At 66.1% G+C, this 12,688-nt stretch carries 16 protein-coding genes; 6 read left to right on the top strand and 10 right to left on the bottom strand.

Going from position 1 to position 12,688, the window contains the following annotated elements; all coding sequences use genetic code 11:
- Positions 1–68: 68 nt before the first annotated feature.
- Complete coding sequence (locus ACN28F_RS09455) at positions 69–1,610, top strand: PIN-like domain-containing protein (RefSeq protein WP_421357497.1); 1,542 nt, start codon at positions 69–71, stop codon at positions 1,608–1,610.
- Between the two features lie 80 nt (positions 1,611–1,690).
- On the opposite strand, the gene ACN28F_RS09450 is transcribed toward ACN28F_RS09455, so the two are convergent.
- Together ACN28F_RS09450 and ACN28F_RS09445 are read right to left on the bottom strand one after the other, a co-directional pair.
- Positions 1,691–2,401 (bottom strand): SDR family NAD(P)-dependent oxidoreductase, encoded by a 711-nt coding sequence (locus ACN28F_RS09450; RefSeq protein WP_421357496.1) that lies wholly within the window; start codon positions 2,399–2,401, stop codon positions 1,691–1,693.
- Positions 2,402–2,405: 4 nt separating this feature from the next.
- Positions 2,406–3,584, bottom strand: coding sequence for a transcriptional regulator (locus ACN28F_RS09445; protein WP_421357495.1), 1,179 nt, complete (start codon positions 3,582–3,584; stop codon positions 2,406–2,408).
- Between the two features lie 652 nt (positions 3,585–4,236).
- On the opposite strand from ACN28F_RS09445, the gene ACN28F_RS09440 reads away from it, so the two are divergent.
- Both ACN28F_RS09440 and ACN28F_RS09435 read left to right on the top strand, forming a co-directional pair.
- On the top strand, positions 4,237–4,611 hold the full coding sequence (locus tag ACN28F_RS09440) for a hypothetical protein (protein WP_421357494.1): 375 nt from the start codon (positions 4,237–4,239) through the stop codon (positions 4,609–4,611).
- On the top strand, positions 4,596–5,228 hold the full coding sequence (locus ACN28F_RS09435; RefSeq protein ID WP_421357493.1) for a GNAT family N-acetyltransferase: 633 nt from the start codon (positions 4,596–4,598) through the stop codon (positions 5,226–5,228). The genes ACN28F_RS09440 and ACN28F_RS09435 overlap by 16 nt, the downstream gene beginning before the upstream one ends.
- Before the next feature lie 88 nt (positions 5,229–5,316).
- Here ACN28F_RS09435 and cutA read toward each other — a convergent pair whose 3' ends face one another.
- The 3 genes from cutA to ACN28F_RS09420 are packed head-to-tail and all read right to left on the bottom strand — an operon-like array spanning position 5,317 to position 6,862.
- Entirely contained in the window at positions 5,317–5,646 is a 330-nt protein-coding gene (gene cutA, locus ACN28F_RS09430) for a divalent-cation tolerance protein CutA (RefSeq protein WP_421357492.1), read from the bottom strand.
- A gap of 35 nt (positions 5,647–5,681) precedes the next feature.
- Complete coding sequence (locus tag ACN28F_RS09425) at positions 5,682–6,092, bottom strand: Imm1 family immunity protein (protein ID WP_289207651.1); 411 nt, start codon at positions 6,090–6,092, stop codon at positions 5,682–5,684.
- Positions 6,089–6,862 (bottom strand): DddA-like double-stranded DNA deaminase toxin, encoded by a 774-nt coding sequence (locus tag ACN28F_RS09420; RefSeq protein WP_421357491.1) that lies wholly within the window; start codon positions 6,860–6,862, stop codon positions 6,089–6,091. Before ACN28F_RS09420 ends, ACN28F_RS09425 begins: the two co-directional genes overlap by 4 nt.
- A gap of 182 nt (positions 6,863–7,044) precedes the next feature.
- Here ACN28F_RS09420 and ACN28F_RS09415 point away from each other — a divergent pair, with 182 nt between their 5' ends.
- The gene (locus tag ACN28F_RS09415) at positions 7,045–8,409 is read left to right on the top strand and encodes a helix-turn-helix domain-containing protein (protein ID WP_421357490.1); all 1,365 of its coding nucleotides are present in this window, start codon (positions 7,045–7,047) and stop codon (positions 8,407–8,409) included.
- Here ACN28F_RS09415 and ACN28F_RS09410 read toward each other — a convergent pair.
- Positions 8,395–9,435, bottom strand: coding sequence for an NAD-dependent epimerase/dehydratase family protein (locus ACN28F_RS09410; protein WP_289207648.1), 1,041 nt, complete (start codon positions 9,433–9,435; stop codon positions 8,395–8,397). The genes ACN28F_RS09415 and ACN28F_RS09410 overlap by 15 nt on opposite strands.
- Positions 9,436–9,850: 415 nt before the next feature.
- Here ACN28F_RS09410 and ACN28F_RS09405 point away from each other — a divergent pair, with 415 nt between their 5' ends.
- Together ACN28F_RS09405 and ACN28F_RS09400 are read left to right on the top strand one after the other, a co-directional pair.
- A complete protein-coding gene (locus tag ACN28F_RS09405) occupies positions 9,851–10,216 on the top strand; it encodes a hypothetical protein (RefSeq protein WP_421357489.1) in 366 nt (121 codons plus the stop codon).
- Positions 10,210–10,851: a GNAT family N-acetyltransferase gene (locus ACN28F_RS09400; protein ID WP_421361330.1), complete on the top strand. Its 642-nt coding sequence runs from the start codon at positions 10,210–10,212 to the stop codon at positions 10,849–10,851. Before ACN28F_RS09405 ends, ACN28F_RS09400 begins: the two co-directional genes overlap by 7 nt.
- A gap of 213 nt (positions 10,852–11,064) precedes the next feature.
- On the opposite strand, the gene ACN28F_RS09395 is transcribed toward ACN28F_RS09400, so the two are convergent.
- The 4 genes from ACN28F_RS09395 to ACN28F_RS09380 all read right to left on the bottom strand — a co-directional run bounded on the left by ACN28F_RS09395 (position 11,065) and on the right by ACN28F_RS09380 (position 12,524).
- Positions 11,065–11,349: a type II toxin-antitoxin system RelE family toxin gene (locus tag ACN28F_RS09395; RefSeq protein WP_421357488.1), complete on the bottom strand. Its 285-nt coding sequence runs from the start codon at positions 11,347–11,349 to the stop codon at positions 11,065–11,067.
- A complete protein-coding gene (locus ACN28F_RS09390) occupies positions 11,346–11,627 on the bottom strand; it encodes a type II toxin-antitoxin system prevent-host-death family antitoxin (RefSeq protein WP_421357487.1) in 282 nt (93 codons plus the stop codon). The genes ACN28F_RS09395 and ACN28F_RS09390 overlap by 4 nt, the downstream gene beginning before the upstream one ends.
- A 225-nt stretch (positions 11,628–11,852) precedes the next feature.
- Positions 11,853–12,269 carry a type II toxin-antitoxin system VapC family toxin gene (locus ACN28F_RS09385; protein ID WP_421357486.1) on the bottom strand — a complete coding sequence of 139 codons (417 nt, stop codon included), beginning with the start codon at positions 12,267–12,269 and terminating at the stop codon, positions 11,853–11,855.
- A 3-nt stretch (positions 12,270–12,272) separates the two neighbouring features.
- Positions 12,273–12,524 carry a type II toxin-antitoxin system Phd/YefM family antitoxin gene (locus ACN28F_RS09380; protein WP_278118340.1) on the bottom strand — a complete coding sequence of 84 codons (252 nt, stop codon included), beginning with the start codon at positions 12,522–12,524 and terminating at the stop codon, positions 12,273–12,275.
- Positions 12,525–12,688 lie beyond the last annotated feature (164 nt).

The raw sequence follows: 12,688 nt of genomic DNA, 5'->3' as shown, positions 1-12,688 counted from the left end.
GGCGACACGATGCTGAAATGATTACTGGCTATTGATATCTACATGGTTTATATTGAGAAGGTGTGGTAATGGTAGGAATATTCGATGGATTTGAAGGTTATCGTGTTGTTGGTGATGATGAGAAGCGTGGCGCGCTGACGTCTGCGCTGGTCGCGGTTGATGCCAATGTGCTCCTTAATCTCTACCGCTACAACTCTCGTACCACGAACGACCTGCTGGCAATTTTTGAGAAGCTGGGCAACCGTCTCGTTGTTCCTTATCAGGCGGTTCTTGAGTTTCATCGCAATCGCCTCAAGGCGATTGGGAATCCGGAACAAGCTACCAACGATGCTCGTGCCGCGCTAGACAAGAGTCGGCAGAGTGCGGTTCGTGCCCTTGATGCGTGGTCCAAGAAGGTTGCGTTGAATGAGTCCGAATTGCGGGACATGTGCGCCTCGTTGGATCGGGTGTTCCACTCTCTCCAGGAGGCCATTGATCGCGCTGCGCCGGATTTGATTCACCCATCTACTCCAGCGGACACAGACTCGGTTCTGGGTAAGCTGGCAGAGTTGCTAAATGGCAAGGTGCTTGCTCGGCCGGACGACGAGCGCTGGAACGATCTCATCGCCGAGGGAAATAGGCGGGCTGACGATTCTGTGCCTCCGGGTTACATGGATTCCGATAAAGTTGACCAAAACGTGGAGGGTGCGGCGGGAGACTTCTTGGTCTACATCCAGGCATGTGAGGAGGCGGGCGGGCGTCAGATGGATTTACTTATTGTTACCAATGATGAGAAGGAGGATTGGTGGTGGCGGCGAGGGGTGGATCTGATCGGACCGCGCCAGGAGATGGTAAAGGAGTTCTTTGACCTTACTGGTCGGCATCTTTTTTTGATGCGCCCTAGAGATTTGCTGGTCTACTCGGATGCTCTCGATGTCCAGGTCAATCCAGGGTCTGCCGAGGATGCGGGTGCCAGTCGTACGGACATCGACGAGAGTGGGGAGTGGACGCAAGAAGCTGTAGACAAGCTGCTGGAACGGTTGCGCGCGGAGGGTCGCCGGGATCTCGCTGACGTGATTCTTGAGGCTGCTCGTCAGGGTGGGACAATTGACCGTGACGCTGTTTATGTGCTTTGTGATTACAGTGAGGATCGATTGCTGCGCGGGTTCACGCGGCCGACCGCTCGCATCACGGCCGATCTGCAAGCCGAGAAGCTCATCCCTGCTTCGGTAACGCCCATGCTCACCCCACTGTATCGTGGACCCGGTCGGCTTCACGCGGTACGAATCCCTCCGGAGGTTACCGAGATCCTTGGTTTGAGGGCATCTCCTATTCTCGCTGACGCATCCTCTCGCGATGTGGAATCGCAAAATGTGGAGGTGGAAGCTGTTGGAAAATATAAGCCGTTGACCGACTATCTTGATGCGCTCGATACTGACTCGGTAAGAATGACATTTGGGAAAGTTGAGGATATCATTGGGGACGCGCTCGCGCCCTCGGCAAGGAGACATCTTCCGTACTGGTACTCGGCGCAGAATTCCCTAGGGAAGGCCATCAGTGCGGCCGGGTTCAAGTCGCGCGGCGTTCGGATCGATGCGGAGTCGGTCGAGTTCTACCGAACCAAGGTCTAGTGGTTGGTTCTGGGTCGATCTGCAACAAGTGCCCGCAGCGAGAAAGTTCGGTGACGCAACGCTTGATCGATCCAGCCCTGCTACCAGGGGAGTGGGTTGCGGGCATAGAAGAGTTGGCCGGTGGGTCCGTCGTCGGGGAGTGTGGCGAGCCAGGTGAAGGTGTCGGCTGCTTCGTCAGGGGTGTGGTCGGCTTTGCCGTAGGCGAGGCGGGTGTCGACCTTCCCCGGCGATGCGGCGTTGACGAGGATGTTGTGCTCGTGTAGCTCTGCCGCGAGGATCTGGGTGAGCGCGTTGACTCCTGCTTTGGAGATTCGGTAGGAGACGCTGCCGGTGCCCATCTCGGCGGACGTGCCCATGTGGCTGGTGACGTTGACGATCCGCCCGTACCGGTTCTTCTTCATCTCGGGGATGGCGGCGGTGCAGCAGCGCCAGGTGCCGATGAGGTTCGCGTCGAGGGTCGCAGCGACCTTCTCCATGTCGGCTGCGCTGGCGGCCTGGCCTCGGTCGATGGCGATGGCAGCGTTGTTGACCAGGACGTCGAGTCTGCCGTACTGGTAGCCGACGTCGGCCATGGCGCGGGCGACGCTGGCGGGGTCGGTGATGTCGAGCTGGTGGCCCGAGACCGGCAGGCCGAGCCCGGTCAGCTCGGCGGCTGTCCGTTCTGCGGCTTCCTCGCTTCTCGCGGTGACCACGACGTGGAGGCCGGCCTGTGCGAGCTGCTGGGCGATTGCTCGGCCGAGCCCTCGGTTGGATCCGGTGACGACGGCTACCCGCTGGACGTCCGATGTCATGGGGCTATGCGACCAGACTCCGTACGCGTTCGTCCAACTCGCGGGTGGCGGGGGTGTCGTACTTGGCGAGCCGGGTGTGGATGCCCATCAGCCGGTGGTGGTTTCGTAGCGAGCGGGTCTTCACGACCTCGGGTGCTGCGCGGTGCACGTAGGCGCAGGCTTGTTCGACGTCGCCGAGGCTGGCTGTGACGTCCGCTCGCCAGATCAGGTAGGTGGCGCGGTCGCGGCTGCGGGTCGTGGGTTGCAGGTCCAAGGCTTGGGCGAGCCAGTGGTCGGCGTTCTGGTGGCGGTCGAGCATCAGGTAGCAGGCCGCGACTTGGGCGCAGTACTCGGCTTGGTCGAAGTAGTCGGCCCAGGCAGGGCTGGGCTCGTCATCGGCTCGGGCCATGTGCGTTTCGGCGCTGGTGAGGCAGCGCTCCGCTGCACTGGCGTCGTTGAGGGCGGCGTGGGCGCGGGCCTGGCGCGTGGCGAACATTGCCAGGACCCGCGGTGGAGCGTCCCCGGCTCCGTCGACGGCGGCGGTTGCCAGTGCGAGTGCTTCGTCTGCCCGGTCGCTGTCGACTCGTTGCAGGCTCATGCACTTGAGGATGTTCGCGCCGGCGGTCCGGTCGGCGGCGAGGTGTGCGGTGTGGAGCGCGGCGACCCAGTAGCGCTCGGCGGCGGCCTGGTGGCCGGCGTCGAAGCTGGCCCAGCCAGCGATCCGACCGAGTTCAGTCGCCACCGCGAACATCCGTCGGCCGATGCTGTCGGAGTAGGAGCTGTTGTTCAGCAGGTCGGTGACGAGTTGCAGCTCCGCGTCCACGACGTCACGGACGCTGCCACCGCCGAGGAGCGCGTCGATCTGTCGGAGCGTAGGGAGGCGCTGCTCGAAGCAGTCGACGAGTGAGGCGTCGAGCGGACCGCCGTCCAGTGCCGATCGCAACGGTGGCGGGTCGAGCGTGAGCCACTGCTGTGCGAGTGTCGCTGCTGCGCCGACACCGAGGATCATGAACCCGCGCCGATCCATCACTGCTGCTCCCGCCGTCTCTCTCAACAGCGTCAATCCGCCGTCGATCGTCCAAGGGGTGTCGGTGTCGATCCGCTGACCGACCGGTAGCCAGTGCGGCCAACTCAGCTCGCGGACCGCCTGTCGCGGTACGCCAAGTTCGTCGGCGAGCGCGCACTGTGTCGCCAGGTCGGGCACGACGCCCCAACGCTCCCAGCGCCACGCTTTCTCGCGTCGGGCAGCGGTGTTGAGCCGCCGGGCGATCTTGTCGACCAGATCCTGCTGACTCCAATTTCGATCATGCCGAACGTAGGCCAGCGGGGTGCACCAAGATTCGAGACTGGTTCTGGGATAGATCGCTTCTCACGGTTCCCCTCTCGTCTCGGATCAACCTACCGGAGACCGTGACGATCGAGCCGCACTAAAAGGACGTTTTATGTTCGGTCGGGTGTGGAGACAACACCAAGACAACAGCTGACGGGTGGAGCGTCGGTCCGTAGCGGCGCTTTGCTGAGTGGGCGTCAAGGCGCCCTACCAATAGCTGATCATGACATGAGGGCGAAGGCGCACCATCTTCACATCTGACGGAAGGGCGTCCAGTGCCTCAGCTTCTCCTCTGCTTACTGGCGGGGATCATCGTCGGCTTCGTCGCGGGGTTCCTACTCAATGTTGCACGCCGCCGGTGGTGTCCGGTGTGTGGGGCGACGTTGCGGTGTCCGGAGTGTGCGCCTCGGCATTCGATGCGGATCAGTCCGACCGGTCCGGCCGGTGTGCCCGGTGCGGCGGGTGCTGGTCGGACTGGTGCTGTGGGTCGGGCTGCGGTGGATGCGGCTCGGGTGAACCGTGGTCGGTGGTCGCGGTGAAGGGGCGGTTGCGGGATCTGGCCGCCGCTGGCGGTGGGGTGCTGGTCGTCCGGCATGACGGGCAACCCGGGGTCGGCCGGGTCGGCGGTGCGGCGTACCGCGATGTGACCGGTGCGGACCCGGCGGCCGACAGCGGCGGTGGTGGTGGTCATGTGGCGGTGCGGCCGTCGTGGTCGTGTGCCGGCTGTGGTGACGTGTGGCCGTGTGTGGTGGCGCGGGTCGAGTTGGCGGGGGTGTTCGGGCCGGTCGCGTTGGCGACGTACGCGGTGGAGCGGATGACCGAGGCGGCGTTTGACTTGCCCGACGTGACGGCGGCGGAGTTGTTCGACCGGTTCCTGGTGTGGACGTGGCGGCCGTGCTGACCGTACGGGCGGCGACGGCCGCCGACGTGGAGCCGTTGGGGGAGTTGTTGGCGCAGTCGTGTGTGGTGGATCCGGTGGTGTCCTGGCTGATCGGTGATCACGCGTTGCGCTATCTGACGATGCACCGGTTCTTCACTGCCGAGTTGGAGTTCGGCGTCCGGCACGGGATCGTCGATGTGGTCGGGCACTGCGACGGGGTGGCGATCTGGTACCCGCATCCGTTCGACCGGCTGCTCGGTGCGGAGCATCAGCGGCGGCGGTTGCGGTCGTGTGGTGACCGGCACGGACCGTACGCGCACTACACCTTTACCGCCGGCCGCCTCGAACCGACCGGCCGGCACCACCACCTGGCGTTCCTGGCGGCGGCACCCTGGCTGAGACGCCAGGGCATCGGGTCGACGCTACTCGCGGCGCATCATGCCCGGCTCGATCGGATCGGCATGCCGGCCGTGGTGGAGGCGAGCAGCGTGCGGCAGCGGGCGTTCTACGAACGCCACGGCTACCGCGTCGTACGGGTGGCGCACCTGCCGGCGGGTGGGCCGCCGCTGTGGGCGATGCGCCGCTCCGGCGACCCGGTCGACCAACGACCCATGGCCGCCGCCCTACGGGTCGGCTGAACTGGGGCGGCTTGGGTCACCTGACCCGGACAGGTCCGATGGCTCGCCGAGCTGGACGACCGGCTCCTGACCCACGTGGCGTGAGCGGTCAGCGCTCCTGCGTCTCGGCGGCCATCCACTGCAGGTACGGTGCGTGTCCGGCAACGATCGGCATGCACACGATGCCGGGCACGTCGTAGTTGTGGCGTGCCCGGATGTGCTCCTCCAACTCCGCGTACCGGGTGACCGTGGTCCTGAACGTCACCCGCCACTCCTCGGCAGCTACAACCTCGCCCTGCCACCAGTAGGTGCTCCTGATCGGGCCGGCGACCTGCGCGGAAGCAGCCAGCCGCGCCGCGACCGCAGTATCAGCCAGTGCCTCTGCCACCGCACGGGAGTCGGTGGCGGTGACGACCTGGCAATGCTGAGGATCGGACATCGGTGCTGCCTCCTTCGCAGGCGACCTTCATCAGGTCATCGAGTTGGCAGGGTGGGCGGTTCGCCGCCGGAGCGTAGGTATGTGACTGCTGCCGCGATGGCGGTCTCGGGTCGAAGGCGGAGGTGCTCGGCGGGGTACTCGGTCGGGACGCCGCCTAGGTCGAAGCTGATGTCGGCAGCCGGCGGCTGGACGTCTGGGGCGGTGAGGTGGTACCCGTCGTCGGCGACGTAGCCGACGAAGGCGTGCGTGGGGTGGCCGAGTCCGAGTTGCAGACCGGGCGGCAGCTCGTCCGGGTCAGTGGGTCTCTCGTCATAGATGGTCACGACAACGGGCTCGGCGCGCTGTTGGATCTCGCGCAGCAGCGAGTCCAGTACTGCGGCGTCTGTTGCGGCAGCGCTGTGGTGTTCTCTGCGGCTGCCCTTGTCGTAGGCCCAGTTCACCTTCATGCGATCGCCCTTCCGTTGCCAGTGTAGGTGCGCCAGAACCTGACCTGCCCGTCATCATCGCGTACGAAGACCGTCAACCTGGAGCCGGCCGGTAGCAGTCGGGGCAGAATGGCGTCGCATCCGTACGGCTCATAGTCGCAGGGCGCGTTGTTCGTGATCAGGCTGGCCTCCTTGGTTTGCTCTCGACGCATCCACGCGGCAAGTTTCGCTTCGAGGTGATCTGTAGTGGTGGCTATCATCCGGTAGCTGGGCTTTAGGTCTGCGGCGGCGTTTGGATCTCGGCCGGATCTCATCGGAATCTGTTTGCCGTCGATGAATGCTATTCCGGATGTTGGGTCTTTTGGCTTTCGGTCCGGTAGCCGGTGGCTTGTTTCTGTGATCCACTTTGGGATGCTCTTCGAATGTTCGTCGGGTTTGGTAGAGGTGGCAGGAGCGGTATCCTGGCGTGACGGTGACGGTGACGGTGACGGCGCGGTGCTTGGCTGGCTCGTCGGGGACATGCTGAGCCTTATTCCGATGCTGCCGGCGTAATCGACAAGCGTTGTCGCAGCGCTGTGTAGCAGTTGGGCTGCTTCTTGCAACCTTTCCGACGATAGGTGGACCATGCTGACGACCCCGCCTGTCGAGAGCTGGTCGCTTCCGACTAGGAGAATTCTTGCCTTGGACTGCTCCTCCGAAAGAATGGCAACAATGGCAGCAATACGGCTTTTCTCGCGGGTGATCTCGTCGAGTATCCGTTGCAGGCGATTGCCGAGTTCGGCCATGCTCATCTGCTTGACCTGTCAGCTGACGGTTTCGTCCGGGCGGCCGGATGGGCGGATCGTCGGGTCGGTCGAGGCCATGAGGTCACCGTAGCTGCAGCTGCGCAACGTAAACGATCTTCGGAGCCCGCCGACAAAATGTTGACAACCGGCACCTCCACGTTGGGCGGCGGATGCGAGATCATTTGTGTATGTCCGAGGGTCGGGTTGATCAAGAGTCGCCGATCAATGATCTTCTACAGGTGCGTCGCGGGTTGGGTCGTCGGTTGGCGGTGCTGCGGCAGGCGGCGGGCCACACGCAGCATCAGTTGTCGAGGTTGATCCACTACCACCGCAGCAGCGTGGCGAATGTGGAGACCGGTCGTCAGCGAGCGCCACGAGATTTCTGGCAGCGGGCGGACAAGCTGCTGGGTGCCGGTGGTGACTTGCTGGCGGCGTTTGACCGTGTCGAGTCGCAGCACCGGCAGCATAAAGTTGATCAAATGGCCAGCCGGTTCCCGCCCGAGACGATCCCGGAGGTCTCGCCGGAGTTTGGCCAAGGCGCAGCAGTCCGATCGATCGTGCAGGCCGCGCACGAGACCCGTGAACATGCCTTGAACGCAGGTGCATTGACAGTGTCAGATGTGGCTATCGAGCAGTTGCGCGACGACGTCAGCCGGCTGGCGCGGCGCTTCCCGGAGCTGGAGCTGCAGCAGATCGTCGGCGAGACGCTCCGCATCCGCGATCTCGCGGTGCGCCTGCTGGAGCACACCCGCCGGCCGGCCCAGCAGACCGAGCTGTACCTGATCGTCGCCCAGGCGGCGGCGCTGCTGGCCAGCGAGAGCGTCGACCTTGGCCTGTGGTCACCAGCGATGCAGTACGCCCGAGCGGCCTACGCCTACGGCGAGATCGTCGGCCACGCCGGTGCGTGCGCCTACGCCAGAGGGATGCAGGCGACGATCGCCTACTGGACCGGTCAGGTCGACGACGCCGTTCACTACGCACAGGCCGCCGCCGATCTCGCTCCGGCAGGTGTCGCGCGGGTCCGTGCGTACAGCGTCCTTGCTCGGGCCCTGGCGTACCGAGGAGATGCGGGCGCGGTAGTGTCCGCGATCGCAATCGCAGCGGACGCCCGCAGCCAGGCCGGTCGTGACGAGCTGCACGACGTCGTCGGCGGCGAGTTCGGATTCACGATTGAGCAGCAGGCCCGCTGCGACGGGACCGCGCTGTTGCAGGTCGGCCAGGTCGGGCAGGCGACCGATGCGGCGCGGCGGGCTCTCGATCTGGCGGCGGCGATCCGGGCGCAGTGGCCGACGGTCGTTGCGGAAGCCCGCGTCGACCTGGCGGCCTGTCTGCTGCTCGGCGGGCAACTCGACGCGGTGGAGCCGACGCTCGCGCCGGTGTGGGCGATGCCGCCGCAGTGGCGTCGCGCTGGACTGATCGGCCGGATCGACAGGCTACGAGGCTCGCTCAACGACCGCCGGTGGCGTGGCAGCTCGATCGCCCGGTCCACCGTCGATCGGGCCGCCGCGTTCGTGGCCGTACGGCCTGAGCTTCCGGCGCTACCGGGCGTTTGAGCTGCGCTGCCACTCGGTCAGCAGTTCGCGTTCGCGTTCCTGCGGCAGGCCGTGGTCGGCGGCGCGGGCAGCTTCGCCCTCGCCGACTATCCAGCTGCCGCCGTCAGTCAGCCACGCCCAGGTGTCGTCGATGGTCGCGGCCAGCGGTGCGCAGCGCAGTCCGGCGGCGTGTGCCCGTGAGCTGTCGACGGCCCACACCCCGACGTGGGTACGCCACAGTGGCAGGCCGGTCCACTGCTCGACACCGTGCGCGGTCAGCCAGGCGGGGTCCGCCCAGATCGGCTCCGCGTCCGATCCGGTTGCCGTGATGCAGCCGGTGACCAGGTCCGCGAAGGTGGCGTGGCCTGGCGGGGCGGTGATGTTGAACGTGCCCGACGTGCCGTGGCGGGCACAGCGGAGGGCGAAGTCGGCGACGTCGCGTACGTCGATCGGCTGAATCGGTAGTGTCGCCGGGGCGGGCGCGAGTAGTTGTCCGCCGCGGGCGGCGCGGGCGAGCCACCAGGTGAGCCGGCCGACGTACTCGTAGCGGCCGAGGATCACGCCGGGGCGCAGGATCGTCGTTTTGTCGGTGCCGAGTGCGGCTGTCACGGCCTGTTCGCAGCCGGCTTTGAGCGCGCCGTACTGGCTGGCGTAGCCGAGGTCGGCACCGAAGCCGGCTCCGGCGTCCGGCGGGCAGTCGAAGACAAGGGAGTCTTCGTCGAGTGGCACGTCGGGCCAGCCGGTGTAGACGTTGACAGTGGACAGGTAGACGTAGTGCCCGACGACGGGGGCCAGTGCCGACGCGGCGGCCAGGACCTGGTTCGGGACGTAGCCGATGGTGTCGATCACGGCGTCCCACGGGCCGTGGTCGGCCAGCCGGTGGAGGTCTTCGGGGTTCTCCCGGTCGCCGTGGACAGCGGATACCCCTGGGGTGTCGGCCGCTGAGGTGCCCCGGTTGAAGGTGGTGACCGCCCAGCCGGCGGCGAGTGCCCGCTCAGCCAGGTGGCGTCCAAGGAACCAGGTCCCGCCCAGGATCAGCAGCCGCATGTCCTCATCATGGCGCACCGATGGATCGACGGCTGATGTGCCCGGAGTGTCAGCCGATTGCTGCCGTCGGCGCGATCCGTAGCCGACAACGAGATCGGGCGGGTTCGCTCGGTGGGCACGTGATTCGTGTCCGTTCGAACTTGCGGGAGACGACTGTGGGAAGACTGCTGGCGTTCACCATGGTGGGCATAGCTGCCGGATTCATGCTTGGCTTCTTCACGTTTCAGTTGAAGCGGCGGTGGTGTCCGAGCTGCGGGGCGACGTTGCGGTGTCCGGAGTGTGCGCCTCGGCATTCGGTGCGGTTCAGTCCGACCGGTCCGGCCGGCGTGCCCGGTGCGGCGGGGGCTGTTCGGGCCGGTGCTGTGGGTCGGGCTGCGGTGGATGCGGCTCGGGTGAACCGTGGTCGGTGGTCGCGGTGAGGGAGCGGTTGCGGGAACTGGCCGCTGCCGGTGGTGGGGTGCTGGTCGTCCGTCATGACGGGCAACCTGGGGTCGGCCGGATCGCGGGTGCTGCGTACCGCGATGTTTCCGGTGCGGACCCGGCGGCCGACAGCGGTGGCGGCGGTGGTCATGTGGCGGTGCGGCCGTCGTGGTCGTGTGCCGGCTGCGGCGAGTCGTGGCCGTGTCTGGTGGCGCGGGTCGAGTTGGCGGGGGTGTTCGGGCCGGTCGCGTTGGCGACGTACGCGGTGGAGCGGATGACCGAGGCGGCGTTCGACCTGCCCGACGTCACGGCGGCCGAGCTGTTCGACCGGTTCCTGGTGTGGACGTGGCGGCCATGCTGACCGTACGGGCCGCGACGGCCGCCGACGTGGAGCCGTTGGGGGAGCTGTTGGCGCAGGCCAGTGTGGTGGATCCGGTGGTGGCGTGGCTGATCAATGATCACGCGTTGCGGTATCTGACGATGCACCGGTTCTTCACCGCCGAGTTGGAGTTCGGTGTGCGGCACGGGATCGTCGACGTGGTGGGGCACTGCGACGGGGTGGCGATCTGGTATCCGCATCCGGTGGACCGGCTGCTGGGCGCGGAGCATCAGCGGCGCAGGTTGCGGTCGTGTGGTGACCGGCACGGACCGTACGCGCACTATACGTTCACTGCCGGCCGGCTGGAGCCGACCGGCCGGCTGGAGCCGACCGGCCGGCATCATCATCTGGCGTTCCTGGCGGCCGTCCCCTGGCTGAGACGCCAAGGGATCGGGTCGACGCTGCTCGCCGCGCACCACGCCCGGCTGGACCGGATCGGGATGCCGGCGGTGGTGGAGGCGAGCAGCCAGCGGCAGCGGGCGTTCTACGAACGCCAGGGTTACCGCGTCGTCCGCGTGGCGCACCTGCCGGCGGGTGGGCCGCCGTTGTGGGCGATGCGCCGCTCCGGTGACCCGGTCGACCAACCACCCATGGCCGCCGCCCTCCGCGTCGGCTGAACCAGGGGTGGTCGCTGGTTGCTGCCCTGACCGGCTTACTGCCGGCTGTGTCGGGCAGCGCAGCGCTTCATCGACGTGAGGCTGAGACACCTAACGTTTTAGGGTGTCTCAGCCTCACGTCGATGGTGGCGGATAAGAAGCGGGGCGGATTCGGGCACCGGCCGTCGAAGTACTCGGTGCTGGCGGGTGCCGGTCGCCGCCGATGCCGTCGGGCTAAAACAGGTCGTAGACGTCGCTGCGATGGCCGAGGTGCACCACGAGAACGATGAGCTTGCCATCGTCGATCTGGTAGACCACCCGGTAGTCGCCGACGCGGATTCGCAGGAGCCCAGGGTGTCCTGTCAGGGCATTGACCCCGTGTGGTCGTGGATCGATGCTGAGGGCGGCGATGGCCGCGACAAGTCGGGACTGGACGGGTCGGTCCAGCTTGCGCAGCAGCTTGGCAGCTTTCGTATCGAGCTGGATTTCGTACGGCGGCCGCCGAGTCGGTCCGGTCACAACCCGAGCTCGGCGCGAAGCTCTGCCAACGAGACAGGCTTCTCGCCCGCGTCGATGCGGGCCAGCGCCTCGCGGGCGGCCGCGACGTCGGCGGCGTCCTCGGCACGCTCGATCGCCTCGGCCAGGTCGGCAGGAACGATCGCGGCGAGCCGTTGACCCCGTCGAGTGACGTAGGTGATCCGGCCGCTGTAGTGGGCACGGGACACGATGTCGGCGAACTCATTTCGGGCGGCCGAGATGCTCAGCTCCTGCTCGGGTCTGATCGGTTCTGCGGTCACGTACGGATCGTACGCCTTGTACAAGTCGTACGCCATCGTTCGCCAACACGTACTTACCTATGAGTGCTTTGTGCTTATTTGTCCCGTGAATCGGCGGTGCCGGCCTTGACGCGGCCGGCCGGTCGCGGCCGAGCGATCGAGGTGCAGGCGCTACTACATCGAGGTGAGGCAGGCACCCAAGCGGCCGTCGCTGGCCACACGTCTGCGTGTGAGGTGTCCCGCCTGTCAGTGCGGATCGAAGGGGTTGACGGTGCTGACCCCGGTCCGAGAGACGTGGGCGACGTTGCGGGTGACCAGGGTGAGGCGGTGGACCTTCGCGGTCGCCGCGATCAGTCCGTCAACGACCGGTGGTGGTGCAGGCGGGACGTTCATCCGGCCCCACTCGATCGCTATCTCGGTCGTCACGGGCAGCACCCGATCTCGGAAGCTCGCGATCAGACCGGTCAGCCAGCGCTGAAGTGACTCGGCGCGCTGCGGGTCACGCGGGCGGAGCCGCTCGATTCCCTGCCGGATCTCACCTACCACGAGCACACTCAGGTAGGCCTCGGCGGCCGAATGTGTCTTGTTCCACGCGATGACGTTCTGGTTCGGGTTTGACTTACGCAGTTCCGACACCACGTTGGTGTCCAGCAGAAATGCCAACGGTCAGCCAGCCAGGTCGATGTCGCGGGGGAGATCCTGCTGGCGTTCGATCTCGAAGTCGTCGTCCATGTCGGGATTGCTGCGAAGGTACTCCATGAAGCTGGTCTGTTCGCCGCGGAGACGGCGGTACTCCGAGATGTCGATAACCACGGCCACCTCCTCGCCGTGCTTCGTCACGATCTGCGGCTCACCCCGCTCGGCTGCGCGAAGCACCTCGCTGAACCTCTGCTTCGCCTCTTGGACCTGCCAGTGCATCTCAGCCGTACCTCCGTCTAGTCTGACTAGACTATACCTGCTGTCGGAGGCTTGTACCGCTTTTCTCCTGCGTCGACGCGGGTAGCCGCTGGCGTGCCGCGTTGCCGGCTCGGTGACGCTTGTGCGACGCTGCGCAGTCAGTGTGGCGACGGGCAGGTGGAGGC

Origin of the sequence: Solwaraspora sp. WMMA2101, assembly GCF_049179175.1 — a bacterium.
Taxonomy (GTDB): Bacteria; Actinomycetota; Actinomycetes; order Mycobacteriales; family Micromonosporaceae; genus Micromonospora_E.
This window is presented reverse-complemented; position numbering and strand designations above follow the sequence as displayed.